The organism is Brucella sp. NBRC 12950 (genome assembly GCF_030268145.1).
Lineage (GTDB): Bacteria > Pseudomonadota > Alphaproteobacteria > Rhizobiales > Rhizobiaceae > Brucella.
Genome location: NZ_BSQC01000005.1, coordinates 24,931 through 42,034 on the forward strand (window position 1 = coordinate 24,931; position 17,104 = coordinate 42,034).

Here is a 17,104-nt window from a genome sequence, read left to right on the forward strand (position 1 = left end):
CTTCAAAAACCACCCCGAAGCCAAGCAATATTCACTCCGAATGGAGGTAGCCAATGATTAATCGACCACGCTTGCGTCGTAAGGACGTTCCCGAATATCTTCGCTCCACGCACGGGATTGATATTTCGCGATCCACCCTAGAGAAGCTCGCAACGAACGGCGGCGGACCATCTATGCAGTATCAAGGTCGCTTCCCTCTTTATCATAAGGCAGATCTTGATAAATGGGCTGAGCAGAAGATATCGCCATCAGTTAGCTCGACCGCAGGACGGTAAGTGTACATCAGCTTAGAATCAAACAGCCCCTTCTACAGGGGCTTTTTCTTTATCTGCATAACTCACCAAACCTTCTGTACGTGGTGAGTATTTGGTGAGTTGCCACCTTTACAGATCAGTCGTTTAGCCGCTAAGTCATTGATTATATGGCGCACCCGACAGGATTCGAACCTGTGACCTCTGCCTTCGGAGGGCAGCACTCTATCCAGCTGAGCTACGGGTGCATTGCCGGGAGGCGTGATCGCCTCAATCTAGGCGTTTCTAGCTGAACCACGTCTCTGCATCAATGGTCTATTTGGCAAAATGACCACTAAAAACCGCATGTTCCACCAGAGATCAAATGCAAGCGCTTTACGCACTTTAACGCGGGAACGAAACCATAACGCCATAGAGCTCCTGCAGCTTTGCTTTAACAGCGGGTGAGTTCTGATAAATCTCGATGAACTTCTTTAATCGAACATCATCTCGCAATTCCGGACGTGTGACGAACTGAAAGGCATAGATCGGTTCGTTCTCGAAGATCAGTCCTGATGACGCTTCCAGCCCTGCGAGTTTTGCAAAAGTGGGATAGGTTGCCGCAGCATCCACCTCGTCCAGTAATCGCGCGATTTGTGGTCCGTCCAGTTGCACGATCTTGAGCGGTTTCTTCCAGACAACAACATCTTCGAGGCTCGCACGGTGGTCTGTGCCTGGCTTCAACTCCAGAAAGCCCGCCTTCTGCAGAAGAAGAAGCGACCGGCCGGTATTGATCACATCGCCTGAAAACGCGATCTGCGCATTATCCGGAAGATCTTCGAGCTTTGAATATTTCTTCGAGTAAAGCCCGAATGGCGTGCTGAAAGCAGGTGCTATGGGCACGAGTCCGTTTCCAGTCTTGGAGTTGGTGTAATCCAGATAGGGAATATGTTGAAAAAGATTGGCGTCAACAGTCTTATCGGCAACTGCCGTATTCGGCGTATTCCAATCACTGAATTCGATCAGTTCGACATCGAGCCCCTGCTCTTTTGCTTCAGTAGCTGCCACCTCCGCAGCTTGGTTGGAAACACTAGTTGCAAGCGCAATACGTAGAGATTGCCTCTCTTCGGCATAGAGCATCGATGGCAGCAAGCTTGTAGCGAAAGCCATCGCTGATATCGCGAGAAAACGACGGCGTTGTAGTTCAATTTTTGAGGATGTTTTTCTGTCGTCGGAACGGAAGCGCATGGCACATTCTAAAAGTTGATAAATTTAATCCACTATACTGCTTACCAATCTAATTAAGAAGCTGTTTCTGATTGGCACATCAATAATTTAGCGCGCACTTGATTGTGATCAATGAACAGAAAGCACGGCGTTCTACAGTCTTGTGCATGTCATCTGGCAATGCCAGCTTGAACAACAGCAGTTCTCCCGACTGCTTATCAGCTTAACAGCAGAAAAGGATAAATCATGTCAAACACAGCTAAAGTTGCATTGGTCACAGGTGCAGCACAGGGCATTGGTCGCGGTATTGCTCTGCGCCTTGCAAAAGACGGCTTTGATATTGCACTGGTCGACCTGAAAGCAGACAAGCTAGAATCCGTAAAAAAGGAAGTTGAAGCACTGGGTCGCAAGGCCTCTACGTTCTCAGCAGATGTAAGCAAACGCGATGATGTCTACGCGGCAATTGACCATGCAGAAAAGGAACTCGGCGGTTTCGACGTCATCGCCAACAATGCGGGCATCGCACAGGTTCAGCCTATTTCCGATGTTAAGCCCGAAGAAGTCGACCGTATCCTGAAAATCAATATCGAAGGTGTTCTGTGGGGCATTCAGGCAGCAGCAGCCAAATTCAAAGCGCGCGGACATAAGGGCAAGATTATTAATGCCTCGTCGATTGCTGGCCATGATGGCTTCGCAATGCTGGGTGTTTATTCGGCTACGAAATTCGCTGTGCGTGCGCTGACTCAAGCCGCCGCTAAAGAATATGCGAGCGCAGGCATAACGGTGAATGCCTATTGCCCGGGCATCGTCGGCACCGATATGTGGGTTGAGATCGATGAGCGCTTCTCGGAAATCACTGGCGCGCCAAAGGGCGAAACCTACAAGAAGTATGTGGAAGGCATTGCTCTTGGCCGCGCCCAGACCCCGGAAGACGTTGCATCGCTGGTATCGTTCCTCTCGAGTCCAGATTCAGATTATATTACCGGACAGGCTATCCTGACTGATGGCGGCATTGTTTACCGCTAAGCATATGACAAAAGAAAAGGCGGGAAATTTCCCGCCTTTTCTTAACCAACGTGTAAGCCCGGCGCTTCCTGGCCTGTGCTTTCAACATATTCCGTATAGCCGCCACCATATTGGTGAATGCCGTCCGGCGTGAGTTCCAATACGCGATTGGAGAGCGCCGACAAAAAGCGACGATCGTGCGATACGAAAAGCATTGTGCCTTCGTAAGCGGAAAGGGCCCGAATGAGCATTTCCTTGGTGTCGAGATCCAGATGGTTAGTCGGCTCATCGAGTACAAGGAAATTTGGCGGATCAAACAGCATTGCTGCCATGACCAATCGCGCTTTCTCACCGCCAGAAAGCACACGGCATTTCTTTTCGATATCATCGCCAGAAAAGCCGAAGCAGCCTGCGAGTGCACGCAAAGGCGCCTGCCCCGCCTTTGGAAAGCGCTGTTCCAGCCATTCAAGAATGGTGCTGTCACCGTCGAGAATATCCATGGCGTGCTGTGCGAAATAGCCAAGCTTCACACTCGCACCGAGATTGACGATACCCTGATCAGGCTCCGTTGTGCCGGTGACAAGCTTGAGCAATGTCGACTTGCCTGCACCATTGACGCCCATGATGCACCACCGCTCACGACGGCGAACCATGAAATCCAGCCCGTCATAAATCGTGCGGCTTCCATAGCTTTTGTTGACACCCTTGAGACTCACGACATCTTCGCCAGATCGTGGCGCTGGTGCGAAGTCGAAAGCCACTGTCTGGCGACGACGTGGCGGTTCCACGCGATCAATCTTTTCAAGCTTCTTCACACGGCTCTGTACCTGAGATGCGTGTGATGCGCGTGCCTTGAAGCGTTCGATGAATTTGATTTCCTTGGCAAGCATTGCTTGCTGGCGTTCAAACTGCGCTTGCTGCTGCTTTTCGTTCAGCGCACGCTGGCCTTCATAAAAGGCATAATCGCCGGAATAGCTCGTGAGCGAGCCGCCGTCGATTTCGATGATCTTGGTCACGATGCGGTTCATAAACTCGCGGTCGTGGGAGGTCATCAGCAATGCGCCATCATAGTTTTTAAGGAAAGCTTCAAGCCAGATAAGGCTTTCAAGATCGAGATGGTTGCTCGGTTCGTCGAGAAGCATAACGTCGGGGCGCATGAGAAGAATGCGAGCGAGAGCCACGCGCATTTTCCAGCCGCCGGACAGTTTGCCGACATCGCCATCCATCATTTCCTGGCTGAAACTCAGACCCGCAAGCACTTCGCGCGCACGACCATCCAATCCATAGCCGTCGAGTTCTTCATAGCGAGCCTGCACTTCGCCGTATCGCTCGATAATCGCGTCCATTTCGTCAAGACGATCAGGATCGCACATCGCGGCTTCAAGTTCGCGCAACTCTGCGGCCACAACACTGACCGGACCTGCGCCTTCCATAACTTCCGCGACAGCCGAACGACCACCCATTTCACCAACATTCTGGTTGAAATAGCCGATCGTCACGCCTTTTTCGACATTCACCTGCCCTTCATCGGGCAGTTCTTCGCCGGTAATCATGCGGAAAAGCGTGGTTTTACCGGCACCGTTCGGGCCGACGAGACCAATTTTTTCCCCACGATTCAACGCGGCAGAAGCTTCGATAAAGAGAATACGGTGGCTGTTGGACTTGCTGATGCTGTCGATGCGGATCATGTGCGTGGGAGGCCTTGTGATAACTTGGCCTCCCTATGACATGACTAGCACCCGCTGTCACGCGGCGCGATGACATTGCGAGCCATGTTTACTTACGGAATGTGATGCAGCCATTCCTTCGTGGCAAATTTTTCTTCAATGAGCTTCTCGGCTGCTGCGTATTCTTCCGGTGTTATCGTCCCGGTGACACCGCCATTCAACGACACGAACATCTCTTTCATGCGATCAATGACTTCGCGGCGCGGCAAGCCCGTCTGGCTGCGGACAGGATCGACGCGTTTGACCGCGCTGGCCGTACCCTTGTCAGACAGCTTTTCCCGGCCAATGCGCAACACCTTCACCATTTTCTCGGCGTCCATGTCATAAGCCATGGTGACGTGATGCAGAACAGTTCCGCCTGAATAGCGCTTCTGGGCCGCTCCACCGATCTTGCCTTTCGAGCTCGAAATATCATTGAGCGGCTTATAGAACGCGTCGATGCCAAGCGAATTAAGCGACTTCAGGACCCATTCGTCGAGAAATGCGTAGGAATCGGCAAAACTCATATCACGCACGAGTTCACCCGGCGCATAAAGAGAATAGGTAATCGAGTTGCCCGGCTCGACGAACATCGCGCCGCCGCCTGTTACGCGGCGCACTGTTTCGACGCCGAGTTCAGCAGTCGCTTCCATATCCACTTCATTGCGCAGCGACTGGAATGCTCCAATGATAATGGATGGACGCTCCCACTCCCAAAAGCGCAAGGTCGGCGCACGACGTCCAGCGGCCACTTCACGTGCCAGAACTTCGTCAAGCGCGAGATGCATCGTTGGCGTCAGCGGCGGAATATCGATGATCTGCCATTCGTAGTCGCGCCAGGTACGTGCAACGCCAAGAGCGCGACGCACAGCAATAGCGACAGCTTCAGGGCTGAAACCGATCATAAAAGCGTCTGGGCGAAGTCCTTTGCGGACCGCATTAGCAATTTCTTCCGATGAGGCAGTCGCAGGCAAACCGTTCAATGCATCACGAATGTCATCAAGGGCTTCTGCAGGCTCGAGGAAAAAGTCCCCCGCGACCTGAACCTGGCTCAGTTTGTTATCCTGAACTTCGAGATCGATAACAACCAGCTTGCCACCGTGGACCTTGTATTCACCATGCATTTTCTTACGACCTTGCTGACGAGAAACATCTATTCGCACTCTTGCGGATTCAGCAAAAAAAGGGAACTATCTATCTGGAATTTTTACACGATTTGCGTTCAAATATTTACAATCATTCGCGATATTGACCAGTTGAAACGTAAGTCGCCGTTCATTCTATGTTCAAGAACTGAAATCTATAAGAACTCATCAGACATTCAAACAATGGTGTTAGCCATGGCAGCTCTTCTGTCTAATAAACTTAGCCTCGTCGCAGGCATGTCAGCTTTTATTGCATCTATGTACGTAATTGCTCCTGCACCCGCTGAGGCTGCGCAATTGCAGCGTTGCGCCGGTGAAAATGAAACCTGCAGACTTCCGTATCCAACTGAAGTGATCTATGGCGCGAATGGCCGGGGCACGTCTCAGTTTATCGATGGTCCGAATGTGCGCTGCTCAAATCAAGTTTTCGGTGATCCGGCCCCTGGCGCACAGAAAAGCTGCTCATTCGTTGTCCGTGATCGTTATGAAGATCGACGCGATGATCGTCGCAACGATTGGCGCGACAATCGTCGTGATGATCGCCGAAATGATTGGCGTGACGACCGTCGGGATGATTGGCGTGATAACAGACGCGATGATCGTCGTCGTGGCGAGTGGCAGCAATGCGCAAAAGAAAAAGGCTTCTGCGATTTCTATGGTCGTAAGGTCGTTCGTTACGGAGCGAAGGGGCGTTTTGTAGAGCGCGTATTCCGTGATGGCGTACGATGTGACAACCGTGCTTTCGGTGATCCAGCACGCGGTGTCGGAAAAGCCTGTTTCATTCAAAATTAAGAACGAAAAGAGGGGTAGAGCGGTTCCAGTTAATACTGAATCTTTGAAACCGTTCTATCTACTTGTTTTTATAGCATTATCCGACGCATCGCAGCAGGAAAAGAAATCAGTCCGACGAACTGATTTCCCTGCAGAGACGCTTCGCACTTTTGCTTGAAATGCTCTAAGTCCGCTTTTTTCTTGATGTTATTTGTCTATGCAAGCAGCACTGTACGATAAAAACATTCTTTAGCCGAGTTACCGCCGACCGCTCAAAGAGCGGCCAAACGTGACTCTGCCGTCTTATCGAAAGCTTTCTGCATACCCGCATCACGATCGTAAACGTCGCTGAAGTAACGAACGTTACCATTGGCATCAGGCCAAGCCGTGAAGTAAGCGATATAGACCGGAACCGGATTAGCAACCTTCAAGCCGCGTTCGTCCTTACCGAAATATTTGCTCAGCTCTTCAACCGGCTTACCAAGCACTGCGGCTGCCATATCGCGCGGGCGCTCCAGACGGATGCAGCCGTGGCTCAAGGCACGCATATCACGGCTGAAATAGGATTTTGCCGGAGTGTCATGCATGTAAATGTCATGAGCGTTTGGGAAAAGAATCTTCAGTTCGCCCAGAGCATTATCGAGACTTGGCTTCTGGCGGATGCCGACATGCGCCTTGCCTGCAGCAACTGCACTCCAGTTCACAGCGCTCGCCGAAACCTTCTTGCCGCCGACATAAACTTCGTAGCCGTTGCGATCGAGATAGCTCGTATCACGCATCACCTTTGGCAGCATTTCGTTCAGAATAATCGAACGCGGCACGCCCCAGGATGGATTGAAAACAACCGTCTGGACCTTGTTATAGAAGAAATAGGTCTGATGGGTTGGCGAACCGATGACCACATTCATGGCCAGCTTTTCTTTGCCGTCTTCAAAATATTCGGCGCGGTAGGATGGCTGATTGACCATCACGTAACGCGAGCCGAAATCATGTGGCAGCCAGCGCAGGCGTTCCATCGAATAGAGAATGCGATCACGCTTCACCGAATCCTGCTCGCCTTGAAGGGCTGCAATCGTGTTCTTACCAATGATGCCATCGGGCGTGCTGCCTGAAAGCTTCTGGTAATCCTTGATGGCAGCGGCCAGTTCCGGATCATAGATGCTTCCATCTGCGTGAGCCTGCAGAACATTGCGATGCTGTTCCAGATAGCTAGCTGGAGCATGTCTCGTGATGAGCGCGACAACATTTGCAAGCTGATCGCTGGAATCACCCGGACGAATAGCTTTATCAAGCGAAATGCGAATAGGTTCGCCAGCTGGCGCTTCCGTATTAGCCAGTTCACGCTTCAATGAAGCATAGGCTTGGTTATTCGGCTGGAAGCTTTTCAGATAAGCAACCGGGTCGGTTTCAGATGCCAGACGGGCCAGAACAGCTTTAGGATCGACGCGATTACGCGGCAGATCATAAAAACCACTCAGGCGGTCTGCAATCACACGGCCCTCGCCCGCATCAATTGCATAGCGCAATGCACGCGCAGACATGCGAATTTCAAAGTCAGCAAGTTTTTGCTGACGTTCGGCAAGCTGTGCTTCTTCGAAATGATCGCCAGGAATAGCGACGGCATATTCTTCCGGGTTCAGACCATCATCGTCAGCCTGAGCAAAAAAGGCTGCAACATTGCGGGCTTTATCAAGCGCCTTGTTGTCTGCTGACCAAAGAAAGGTGCGTTTTTCGGAATAGAAGCTGACGATAGCTTCAGCAATTTGCTTTTCCGCTTTGACATCGACGGTCTTCAGATAATCCGTTGCGGCATCGAAAGCGAGCTCACCCTGGGATTCGTCAGTCTTTTTTACCGGACCAATCGGCGACATTCCCGATGTCAGAGGATCGACGCGCGCGGGATCAACTGCCGCTGTCACCTGCATATCAAGAGCGCTGAAATCGACCTTGATCAAAGCATCCGGCTTATAATTGTAGATCTGCGGTCCTTTAACCGTGACGCGCTGTGCTGGCGGCACGGCAGCTCTCGGCACGGAAACTGGCTTAGCAGTATTTGGTGCTGGCGCGACCTGCACAGGCGGCTGAACCGGCTGCGCCTGTTGCTGACGACGCTGCTGGAACAGCTCAAGCAGAGAGTTAGCTGCCTGCGCCTGCGCTGTCGAGAAAAGTGTCGATGCTGCCAGTGCGAAAACCATCGCGTTACGGACATAAGGACCGCGCTTGCGATTATCTTTAATGTTCCGATTCAAATTTCTGGAGAACTGCATTCCAACCGCCAATTCAATGCAACCGCTATTAAGCGAAGCCGCGTCAATCTTTGCCCATAGAATTGATGAATCTCGTATAGAATCTTTTAACGTTAACGCATCCTCCTATTATTTTGCGTCCAACTCTATCAATTTTTCTTGAAAAGCGATTTTGCGGACACACTCGAGCTCCGTTTCGTGTCGAACAGAACAATGTGCCGCAGTGGATTCCGCCCTGCATCGCGCTAAAAGCCCCGCAGAATATGCCCCTGACTTTGTCAGGGCTGAATCACGGAGCGCATCCGTTGGGCCGAAGGCGGCACTTGGATGCGGCAGGCAAGCAAGCGAGGTACCACAATGGCAGAAGCAAGCGCCGCCGATCTATTCCCACTTGGCGAAGACAAAACCCCTTACCGCAAACTGACTTCCGATCATGTGTCGGTCGATACGTTTAAGGGACAGGAAATTCTGAGCGTCGACGCTGAAGGGCTGCGCATCCTTTCGGAAGCTGCCTTTGCTGACATCAATCACCTTCTGCGCCCAGGCCATTTGCAACAGCTCGCAAATATCATGAAGGACCCCGAAGCAACCGATAACGACCGCTTCGTGGCTTATGATCTCTTGAAGAACGCAAATATTGCAGCGGGCGGCGTTCTACCTATGTGTCAGGATACGGGCACAGCGATCATCATGGGCAAGAAGGGCCGTCGCGTCTGGACCGAAGGTGGCGATGCCGATGCTTTGGGTGCTGGCGTGCTCGATGCCTATAATAAGAAGAATCTGCGCTATTCGCAGCTCGCTCCGCTGTCGATGTTCGAGGAAAAGAACACCAAGAACAATTTGCCTGCGCAGATAGACATCTACGAAGAAGGTGAAGACGCCTACAAATTCCTGTTTGTTGCCAAGGGCGGCGGTTCGGCTAACAAGACGTTCCTGTTTCAAGGAACGCCATCGCTGTTGACGCATGACCGCATGATCGACTTCCTTAAGGATAAGATCCTCAGTCTCGGTACAGCCGCCTGCCCGCCTTATCATCTGGCGATTGTCATTGGTGGCACTTCGGCTGAAATGAACCTGAAGACGGTGAAGCTCGCTTCCACCCGCTATCTCGATGAGCTTCCAACCGAAGGCTCCGATAACGGCCATGCGTTCCGTGATCTGGAAATGGAAGCTGAAATCCACAAACTGACCCAGTCGCTCGGCGTTGGTGCGCAGTTTGGTGGCAAATATTTCTGCCATGATGTGCGCGTTATCCGTCTGCCACGTCATGGCGCATCGCTGCCGATTGGCCTCGGTGTTTCCTGCTCGGCTGATCGTCAGGCCAAAGGAAAGATCACCAAGGAAGGTATTTTCCTAGAGCAGCTTGAAACCAATCCAGCACAATATATGCCGGAAATCGACGAAGAAAAGCTGTCGTCACATGTGGTCAAGATAGACCTCAATCAACCGATGGAAGACATTCTCAAGGAATTGTCGAAGCATCCGGTAAAGACGCAGCTTTCCTTGACCGGCTCGATTATTGTTGCACGCGATCTCGCGCATGCGAAAATCCGCGAACGTCTGGAAAACGGCGAAGCTATGCCGGATTATTTCAAGAACCATCCGATCTATTATGCAGGCCCGGCTAAGACACCCACCGGCTACGCATCTGGTTCGTTCGGCCCAACCACTGCTGGTCGTATGGATTCTTATGTCGATCAGTTCCAGTCGTTCGGTGGCTCGATGGTGATGCTCGCCAAGGGCAATCGTTCGCGTCAGGTTCGCGAAGCCTGTGGCACGCATGGCGGCTTCTATCTTGGCTCGATTGGTGGCCCAGCCGCTCGTCTTGCGCAAGACTGCATCAAGAAGGTCGAGGTTGTCGAATATCCAGAGCTAGGCATGGAAGCCATCTGGCGTATTGAAGTCGTCGACTTCCCAGCCTTTATCGTCATCGATGATAAGGGCAACGACTTCTTCAAGGAACTTAATCTCGGTTAAAGAAAAAAGGGCGGCTTAAGCGCATCCCCAAAACTGTGCAGCGGTTTTCGAGATGCGCAAAAAATAAAGTCCGCCCTTTTCCTCATCGCGGATCGCGTTTCAGACCTTTTTCCGCAAGCTCGTCCAGATAAGTCTGCCAAAGCGTGTCTTTCTCGGTGCCCAGCTTGTGAAGATAGGTCCATGAGAACAGCCCGGTATCGTGCATGTCGTCAAAGGTGATGCGGACGGCATAATTGCCAATCGGGTCCATACGCATGATTTCGACTTCGCGCTTGCCACCGACCGTCACGCGTTGTTCAGGTGAATGCCCCTGCACTTCCGCTGAAGGCGACAGAACCCGCAAAAGTTCCACAGTCAGCTCAAAACGTTCACCGCTTTCAAAAGCCACCGTCAAAAGCTTGCGATCCTTCGAGACCCGCAATTCGGTAGGCCAGACATCACTCATAATTGTTCTCCGTCATTCCAGCGGCGTTTCATTCTGCAATATATGACGGCTTGCATATAAATACTGCAGTAGCCGCTTCGAATTGCGTCAAATCAAAGAGATATTGATCTTTATCCATTATGAGAAGTGCCAAGGGATCGATCTGTTCGATTAATGTGCTCTTGCTTGAAGCTGCTATACCAAGGTGTAAACTGGACAAAGCGCTTCGCGGAACCTATCTCTAGGACTAAGATGCAGACAGGCTCTGCAGCATGTGGAAACAATGGCTTACTCTATGCAACGTTCTCAAACACTGCCTGTTGTTTCTCCGACCGGACAAATGATTGATCCGTTCGGGCGTGCCATCACCTATTTGCGCGTTTCCGTTACAGACCGTTGCGATTTCCGCTGCACATACTGCATGGCGGAACACATGACTTTCCTGCCGAAAAAGGATCTGCTGACACTGGAAGAACTCGACCGCATCTGCAGCGCATTTATCGAGAAGGGCGTTCGTAAACTGCGTCTGACAGGCGGTGAACCGCTTGTTCGCAAGAATATCATGCATCTCATTCGCGAGCTTTCGCGGCATCTGAAGACAGGTGCGCTGGACGAGCTGACGCTAACTACCAATGGTTCACAGCTTGCGCGCTATGCCGACGAACTCGCAGATTGCGGCGTACGGCGCATCAATGTCTCTATGGACACGCTTGATCCTGAAAAATTTCGCACGATTACCCGCTGGGGCGATCTTAACCGCGTCATCGAAGGCATCGAGGCCGCGCAAAAGGCTGGCATTCGCGTCAAAATCAACGCGGTAGCACTCAAGAATTTCAATGAATTTGAAATTCCTGAACTGATCCGCTGGGCGCATGGCCGCGACATGGACATGACCCTGATCGAAACCATGCCGATGGGCGAAATCGAATTTGATCGTACCGATCAGTATCTCCCGCTTTCGCAGCTCCGCGACGACCTCGGCCAACAGTTCACCCTGTCCGATATCCCGTATCGCACCGGCGGCCCTGCCCGCTATTTCACGATTGCAGAAACGGGTGGGCGTCTCGGTTTCATCACGCCACTTACGCATAATTTCTGCGAGAGCTGCAATCGCGTGCGCCTCACCTGCACAGGTATGCTTTATATGTGCCTTGGCCAGAATGATGATGCAGACTTGCGTGCCGCAGTGCGTGCAAGTGAAGGTGACAGCGTTCTCAACGATGCGATTGACGAAGCCATTTCAAGAAAGCCCAAGGGCCACGATTTCATTATTGATCGCGACCATAATCGCCCGGCAGTCGCACGCCATATGAGCCTTACCGGCGGATAAATAATTTAGATGGATTTGCAACAAGTATAAATTGGACCGAATCCAAATGATACGATAGCGATATCCAATCCTAAACCGGATTTCATATCGTGCCGCAGTCAGCAAACTTCCGTGCAAGTATTTTTATGCTTCTCGCTATGGGTACATTCACCATCGGCGATACTATGACGAAATATCTGCTGACCCAGATGAATAGCGGTCAGTATATGTTCATCCGGGGCATATTCGCGACAATTGCAATTGGCTTACTCGCCTGGCGCAACGGCGCCCTTCGCAACCTCTCTTTGGATTTAATGACCGTTCTTCGCGTTCTCGGCGAGGTATTGGCGACAGTCACCTATATTTTTTCTCTTGGTCACCTTTCGCAGGCTTTCTGCTCTGCAGTTTTTCAGGCGACACCTTTGGTCGTAACCCTTGGCGCTGTTCTTTTCCTTAACGAAAAAGTCGGCTGGCGGCGCTGGATGTGTATTTCCTTTGGGCTTGTGGGGGTTATCATCATCATCCGCCCCGGCACCGATAGTTCCGCCAGTCTCGCAGCCGTCGGAATTTTGCTATCCAGCGTTTGCTTCGCCGCTATGCGGGATATCGCAACGCGTCGTGTGCCAGCGCATGTCCCTACCCTTTATCTCTCAACGCTGACTGCTGGGGCCATAGCATTGACAGGCGGAGGGCTCATCCACCCGATGGGCGGATGGCAACCGGTTGGTATTGGACCAGTGCTGATTATGGCGCTGGCCGCCGGGCTATTGCTGGTAGGTTATCATTTTATCATCATGGCGATGCGTGAAGGCGAGATCTCTTTCGTATCGCCATTCCGTTATTCGAGCCTGTTATGGGCCATTTTGTTGAGCACCGTCGTTTTCAACGAAGCCCCGGACTCCTACACAATTGCCGGCTCAATCCTTGTCGTTGGCAGCGGTATCTATATGGTTTACCGCGAGAACATTGGCAAAAGGCGCGAGCAGAACAAGAGCACCTTGGCCACAACACCGACAGGAGTAGAGCCGTCGTGACACCAGACGGGATCAGACTTGCAGGGGTTATCATCGCAGGTGGCCTATCCAGCCGTATGCAGGAAGGTGGCATCGCAGGCGACAAGTTTCTCCAATCACTTGATTCCCGAACGATAATTGAACACGTCGCTTCAAGGCTTTCGCCACAGGTGAGCAACCTCTTTGTCAATGCGAATGGCGACCCTAACCGTCTAGCAAAGCTCAATATTCCAATTGTCTCAGATTTGCCCTCCGCTCATGGTGGGCCGCTTGTCGGTCTTCGAACAGCATTCGAATATGCATCTGGGTTCCCGTTTCTGTTGAGCGTCGCAGCTGACAGCCCCTTTCTTCCACTCGATCTTGCGACTCAACTTTGTGAAAGACAAAAGAAAACAGGGGCTTCTATCGTGCTGGCGAGTTCAGGCGGACGTGTTCATCCAATCTTCGGGCTATGGAAAACTGATTTGGCGCAGCCGCTCAATGACTGGTTGGTACAGGCTGAAAAAGCCAGTGTCTTTGCTTTCGCACGGCATATCGGCTTTGAAGAGGTAGAGTTCCCTTTGGTACAACTTGCCAATGGCGAAACATTTGATTCATTCTTCAACATCAACACACCAGACGATCTTGCTGAAGCAAAACGGCTGAATGAGGCTCTGAGATGACTCATAAACTATTCGGTATCACCGGCTGGAAAAACTCGGGCAAGACCACCATGACCGAACGGCTGGTTCAGGAACTGACCAAGCGCGGTTATAAAATTTCGACCGTGAAACACGCTCACCATAACTTCGATATTGATCACGTCGGTACGGATTCGTGGCGACACAGAAATGCCGGAGCTTCCGAAGTCGCCATAGTCTCATCAGCTCGCTACGCGATTATGCATGAAAACATGGGTGAAGAAGAACCTTCGCTACAAGCCATCGTTAGCAAGCTGGCCCCATGCGATCTCGTTTTGATCGAGGGCTATAAGCGCGAATCTCATAGGAAGGTCGAGCTGAGGCGTAGCGGCGGGCATGATGGACCACCGCTTTCTGATGATGATCCGAGCATCGTTGCACTGGCCAGTGACCATCTCTCCAATGATGAAAGATTGCCCGTTTTCCATATCGATAAAATTGAAGAAATTGCCGATTTCATCGTAGAGCTGATGGAGCTTTGAGAATTTCCCCATCTAAACGTTAAACTATAGGGTAAAATTCTACCACGCGCAGATATGGCACGGATATCCTTTTAAATCAGCCTTTTTGCATGCACAATTAAATTACTCTAGCCGTATTGCCATGACATGGAAAATGGTGGGAATATCAGATTACGGGCGGATGATTGGGCATAAGTGCGAAAAAATATTGCGCGTTGTCAGCTCTAGCATCTAATTGTAGACAACAAGGGATTCACTGTCAGAATTGCTACTTAAAGTTTAGAATGACAGTGTACCTTGAAGCGGCTGAACCAGAAGAATAATCAGGGAACCAGCCTTAACAAACGAGAGGACTTAGAATGCGCGTATTAAAGCGTATCGCCGCAGCAGCATCAGTTGCAGCACTTGCAATTACCATTGGCTCCATGACCGCAGGCACTGCGACCGCTCAGGAACCACTGAAGCTGAAGATCGGCACGGAAGGTGCGTATCCTCCGTTTAACTTTATCAAGCCAGATGGCACGCTGTCGGGATTCGACGTCGATATCGCCAGAGCGCTCTGCGAAGAAATGAAGGCTGAATGCGAGTTCGTCACCCAGGAGTGGGACGGCGCTATTCCAGCCCTTCAGTCCGGCAAATTCGATGCCTTCATCGCATCCATGTCCATTACGGATGAGCGCAAGAAGCAGGTCGACTTCTCGAACAAGTATTACAACACACCTCCAGGTATCGCCGCACCTAAGGACACGGACATCAAGGGCGTGACCAAGGAAGATCTCGCTGGCAAGACAATCGGTGTTCAGGTTTCGACAACGCACGCCAATTATTCGGAAAAGACCTTCACCGACAGCACCATCAAGGCTTATCCGACAGCCGAAGAATATCGTCTTGATCTCGCGAACGGTCGTCTCGATGCCGTCAACGATGATAGCGTGACTTTGGCTGAATGGCTGAAGACGCCAGATGGCGCTTGCTGTAAGATGGTTGGCACCTTCCCTCCAGTGATCGAGATTCACGGTCCTGGTGCCGGCGTTGCCTTCAAAAAGGGTCGCCCTGAGCTGATTGAAAAGTTCAACGAAGCAATCAAAGCGATCCGCGCAAACGGTAAGTACAAGGAAGTCAACGACAAGTACTTTGATTTCGACGCTTACGGTGCAGAAAACTAAGATATTTTAACATCAAAACGCCGGTTTACTCACAAGTAAGCCGGCGTAACTATTTGGGCTATAAAGAGAAACTTCAAAAGTTATCGGGCTTTGCTACTCGCAGACCTGAGAAGCCCTAGGAAGAGATTAGGCGCATGGAACACTACGCCACCTTGTTAAGTTTCGGTCCCGACGGTTGGGGGATGAGTATTGCCTGGGGCCTTCTGGTCACGATATCTTTGGCAATAGCAACTCTGCCAGTCGGCCTCGCGCTCGGATTTCTTGTTGCCTTGGGCAAACAATCGCAAGAACCATCCATCCGACTCGCCAGCAATATCTACACCACCATTTTCCGCGGACTGCCTGAGCTTCTGACGCTTTTCCTGGTTTATTTTGGTGCATCTTTGGGCTTGCAGCGCCTACTTAGTCTGTTTGGCGTTGATGCAAATGTTGAAATCAATGCTTTTGCCGCCGGCATGGTGGCGCTTGGCTTCGTGTTCTCATCCTATTCGAGTGAAGTCTTCCTGTCCGCATTTCGTGCGATCCCGCGCGGTCAATATGAGGGCGGCTATGCTGTCGGTCTTTCCCATTGGCAGACCATGCGCAAAGTCGTGCTGCCACAGCTGATCCGTATCGCCCTTCCGGGTCTCGCCAATCTCTGGCTCGTTCTGCTGAAGGATACGTCTCTGGTATCCGTGATCACTTTGTCAGACATCTTGCGCCAGACTTCGATTGCAGCACGCGTTACGAAAGAGCCATTCCTGTTCTTCGGCGTGGCTTGTCTTCTCTATCTCGGCCTTGCGATCATTTCGTCCTACTTCATCAACCGCATCGCTCGTTGGGCTGATGCCGGCAACAATGCGTCGCGGGGTGCATGATCATGAGTGAGATCACATCACGAGGCGCAGCAGAAGTTCTCGCACCGCCGCCAGTCGTTAAAAGCTGGACAGGCATCCGCATCGCTGGCCACCTCATCGTAGCCTTCTGGGCTCTGCTTTTCGCAGGACTTGCCATTTATCTTTATAATACGTGGCGCATCGATCTTTTTGAAACCTATGCACCGCGTTATTGGTCGGGTCTGCTGACGACGCTGCAACTGGTTGCAGTGTCTATCGTCATCGGTGCGCTGCTTTCCCTGCCAATTACCGCAGCGCGTATGTCCAATAATCGCTGGTTGCGTGGCATTGCGTTTGGCTATGTCTACTTCTTCCGCGGCACGCCACTGCTCGCGCAGACATTCTTGATCTATTACGGCTTCGGTACGTTCCGTCCGTTTCTCGAAAGCATTGGTCTCTGGGTGTTTTTCCGGGATGCTTGGAATTGCGCTATCCTTGCATTCTCGCTCAATACAGCTGCCTATCAGGCCGAAATTCTTCGCGGTGCGATTCAGAGTGTGGCTCTCGGGCAATGGGAAGGTGCAGCAGCGCTTGGTATTTCCAAACGCGTGACATTCTGGAAGGTCATTCTGCCTCAGGCACTGATCGTGGCTCTGCGTCCTTACGGCAATGAAATCATTCTGATGATTAAAGGTTCTGCGATTGTCTCGATCATCACGATCCTCGATCTGATGGGCGAAACGCGCCGTGCTTATTCGCGCACATTCGACTTCCAGACCTACCTCTGGGCGGCAGTTATTTATCTGCTGATCGTCGAGTGTTTGCGACATATATGGGATTTCATTGAACGGCGACTGACAAGACATTTGGTCCGCTAATCATCGAAACAAAAGAAAATTTATCGCCCCCGTTAGCCTTGCAGCTACCGG

The 17,104-nt window shown here is 51.5% G+C and carries 16 protein-coding genes and 1 tRNA gene; 11 read left to right on the plus strand and 6 right to left on the minus strand.

Annotated elements, in window-relative coordinates; genetic code table 11:
* The first annotated feature begins 53 nt into the window (after window positions 1-53).
* Window positions 54-275 carry a helix-turn-helix transcriptional regulator gene (locus QSJ70_RS09640; protein WP_285536019.1) on the plus strand — a complete coding sequence of 74 codons (222 nt, stop codon included), beginning with the start codon at window positions 54-56 and terminating at the stop codon, window positions 273-275.
* Window positions 276-422: 147 nt separating this feature from the next.
* On the opposite strand, the gene QSJ70_RS09645 is transcribed toward QSJ70_RS09640, so the two are convergent.
* A tRNA-Arg gene (locus tag QSJ70_RS09645) sits at window positions 423-499 on the minus strand.
* 136 nt (window positions 500-635) lie between these two features.
* Window positions 636-1,400: a MetQ/NlpA family ABC transporter substrate-binding protein gene (locus QSJ70_RS09650; RefSeq protein WP_285536020.1), complete on the minus strand. Its 765-nt coding sequence runs from the start codon at window positions 1,398-1,400 to the stop codon at window positions 636-638.
* 303 nt (window positions 1,401-1,703) lie between these two features.
* On the opposite strand from QSJ70_RS09650, the gene QSJ70_RS09655 reads away from it, so the two are divergent.
* Window positions 1,704-2,483, plus strand: a complete 780-nt coding sequence (locus QSJ70_RS09655; protein WP_285536021.1) for an acetoin reductase — start codon at window positions 1,704-1,706, stop codon at window positions 2,481-2,483.
* Between the two features lie 41 nt (window positions 2,484-2,524).
* Here QSJ70_RS09655 and abc-f read toward each other — a convergent pair whose 3' ends face one another.
* The gene (gene abc-f, locus QSJ70_RS09660) at window positions 2,525-4,150 is read right to left on the minus strand and encodes a ribosomal protection-like ABC-F family protein (protein ID WP_064320548.1); all 1,626 of its coding nucleotides are present in this window, start codon (window positions 4,148-4,150) and stop codon (window positions 2,525-2,527) included.
* 92 nt (window positions 4,151-4,242) lie between these two features.
* A complete protein-coding gene (gene lplAB, locus QSJ70_RS09665) occupies window positions 4,243-5,292 on the minus strand; it encodes a lipoate-protein ligase LplAB (protein ID WP_007874843.1) in 1,050 nt (349 codons plus the stop codon).
* 216 nt (window positions 5,293-5,508) lie between these two features.
* Between lplAB and QSJ70_RS09670 the strand changes: the two genes are divergently transcribed.
* Window positions 5,509-6,105 carry a hypothetical protein gene (locus tag QSJ70_RS09670; protein WP_235820829.1) on the plus strand — a complete coding sequence of 199 codons (597 nt, stop codon included), beginning with the start codon at window positions 5,509-5,511 and terminating at the stop codon, window positions 6,103-6,105.
* Between the two features lie 251 nt (window positions 6,106-6,356).
* On the opposite strand, the gene QSJ70_RS09675 is transcribed toward QSJ70_RS09670, so the two are convergent.
* On the minus strand, window positions 6,357-8,279 hold the full coding sequence (locus tag QSJ70_RS09675; protein ID WP_285536422.1) for a L,D-transpeptidase family protein: 1,923 nt from the start codon (window positions 8,277-8,279) through the stop codon (window positions 6,357-6,359).
* Window positions 8,280-8,687: 408 nt separating this feature from the next.
* On the opposite strand from QSJ70_RS09675, the gene QSJ70_RS09680 reads away from it, so the two are divergent.
* A complete protein-coding gene (locus QSJ70_RS09680; RefSeq protein ID WP_007874840.1) occupies window positions 8,688-10,307 on the plus strand; it encodes a fumarate hydratase in 1,620 nt (539 codons plus the stop codon).
* An 82-nt stretch (window positions 10,308-10,389) separates the two neighbouring features.
* On the opposite strand, the gene QSJ70_RS09685 is transcribed toward QSJ70_RS09680, so the two are convergent.
* The gene (locus QSJ70_RS09685) at window positions 10,390-10,752 is read right to left on the minus strand and encodes a gamma-butyrobetaine hydroxylase family protein (RefSeq protein WP_285536031.1); all 363 of its coding nucleotides are present in this window, start codon (window positions 10,750-10,752) and stop codon (window positions 10,390-10,392) included.
* 274 nt (window positions 10,753-11,026) lie between these two features.
* Here QSJ70_RS09685 and moaA point away from each other — a divergent pair, with 274 nt between their 5' ends.
* The 7 genes from moaA to QSJ70_RS09720 all read left to right on the plus strand — a co-directional run bounded on the left by moaA (window position 11,027) and on the right by QSJ70_RS09720 (window position 17,053).
* Window positions 11,027-12,061 (plus strand): GTP 3',8-cyclase MoaA, encoded by a 1,035-nt coding sequence (moaA, locus tag QSJ70_RS09690; RefSeq protein WP_352230997.1) that lies wholly within the window; start codon window positions 11,027-11,029, stop codon window positions 12,059-12,061.
* Window positions 12,062-12,186: 125 nt separating this feature from the next.
* The gene (locus QSJ70_RS09695; protein ID WP_285536425.1) at window positions 12,187-13,074 is read left to right on the plus strand and encodes a DMT family transporter; all 888 of its coding nucleotides are present in this window, start codon (window positions 12,187-12,189) and stop codon (window positions 13,072-13,074) included.
* On the plus strand, window positions 13,071-13,715 hold the full coding sequence (mobA, locus tag QSJ70_RS09700; protein ID WP_285536033.1) for a molybdenum cofactor guanylyltransferase MobA: 645 nt from the start codon (window positions 13,071-13,073) through the stop codon (window positions 13,713-13,715). The genes QSJ70_RS09695 and mobA overlap by 4 nt, the downstream gene beginning before the upstream one ends.
* On the plus strand, window positions 13,712-14,215 hold the full coding sequence (gene mobB, locus QSJ70_RS09705) for a molybdopterin-guanine dinucleotide biosynthesis protein B (RefSeq protein ID WP_113498774.1): 504 nt from the start codon (window positions 13,712-13,714) through the stop codon (window positions 14,213-14,215). Before mobA ends, mobB begins: the two co-directional genes overlap by 4 nt.
* Before the next feature lie 338 nt (window positions 14,216-14,553).
* A complete protein-coding gene (locus QSJ70_RS09710; protein ID WP_007874831.1) occupies window positions 14,554-15,360 on the plus strand; it encodes an ABC transporter substrate-binding protein in 807 nt (268 codons plus the stop codon).
* Between the two features lie 134 nt (window positions 15,361-15,494).
* The gene (locus QSJ70_RS09715) at window positions 15,495-16,217 is read left to right on the plus strand and encodes an ABC transporter permease (RefSeq protein WP_039859731.1); all 723 of its coding nucleotides are present in this window, start codon (window positions 15,495-15,497) and stop codon (window positions 16,215-16,217) included.
* A gap of 2 nt (window positions 16,218-16,219) precedes the next feature.
* On the plus strand, window positions 16,220-17,053 hold the full coding sequence (locus tag QSJ70_RS09720) for an ABC transporter permease (protein WP_007874829.1): 834 nt from the start codon (window positions 16,220-16,222) through the stop codon (window positions 17,051-17,053).
* The last annotated feature ends 51 nt before the right edge of the window (window positions 17,054-17,104 follow it).

What these genes read in the sequence shown, in the direction of transcription:
- QSJ70_RS09640 (WP_285536019.1), top strand. Translation starts at nt 54, where the DNA reads ATGATTAATCGACCACGCTTGCGTCGTAAGGACGTTCCCGAATATCTT.
- QSJ70_RS09650 (WP_285536020.1), bottom strand. Translation starts at nt 1,400, where the DNA reads ATGGCTTTCGCTACAAGCTTGCTGCCATCGATGCTCTATGCCGAAGAG.
- QSJ70_RS09655 (WP_285536021.1), top strand. Translation starts at nt 1,704, where the DNA reads ATGTCAAACACAGCTAAAGTTGCATTGGTCACAGGTGCAGCACAGGGC.
- abc-f (WP_064320548.1), bottom strand. Translation starts at nt 4,150, where the DNA reads ATGATCCGCATCGACAGCATCAGCAAGTCCAACAGCCACCGTATTCTC.
- lplAB (WP_007874843.1), bottom strand. Translation starts at nt 5,292, where the DNA reads ATGCATGGTGAATACAAGGTCCACGGTGGCAAGCTGGTTGTTATCGAT.
- QSJ70_RS09670 (WP_235820829.1), top strand. Translation starts at nt 5,509, where the DNA reads ATGGCAGCTCTTCTGTCTAATAAACTTAGCCTCGTCGCAGGCATGTCA.
- QSJ70_RS09675 (WP_285536422.1), bottom strand. Translation starts at nt 8,279, where the DNA reads ATGGTTTTCGCACTGGCAGCATCGACACTTTTCTCGACAGCGCAGGCG.
- QSJ70_RS09680 (WP_007874840.1), top strand. Translation starts at nt 8,688, where the DNA reads ATGGCAGAAGCAAGCGCCGCCGATCTATTCCCACTTGGCGAAGACAAA.
- QSJ70_RS09685 (WP_285536031.1), bottom strand. Translation starts at nt 10,752, where the DNA reads ATGAGTGATGTCTGGCCTACCGAATTGCGGGTCTCGAAGGATCGCAAG.
- moaA (WP_352230997.1), top strand. Translation starts at nt 11,027, where the DNA reads ATGCAACGTTCTCAAACACTGCCTGTTGTTTCTCCGACCGGACAAATG.
- QSJ70_RS09695 (WP_285536425.1), top strand. Translation starts at nt 12,187, where the DNA reads ATGCTTCTCGCTATGGGTACATTCACCATCGGCGATACTATGACGAAA.
- mobB (WP_113498774.1), top strand. Translation starts at nt 13,712, where the DNA reads ATGACTCATAAACTATTCGGTATCACCGGCTGGAAAAACTCGGGCAAG.
- QSJ70_RS09710 (WP_007874831.1), top strand. Translation starts at nt 14,554, where the DNA reads ATGCGCGTATTAAAGCGTATCGCCGCAGCAGCATCAGTTGCAGCACTT.
- QSJ70_RS09715 (WP_039859731.1), top strand. Translation starts at nt 15,495, where the DNA reads ATGGAACACTACGCCACCTTGTTAAGTTTCGGTCCCGACGGTTGGGGG.
- QSJ70_RS09720 (WP_007874829.1), top strand. Translation starts at nt 16,220, where the DNA reads ATGAGTGAGATCACATCACGAGGCGCAGCAGAAGTTCTCGCACCGCCG.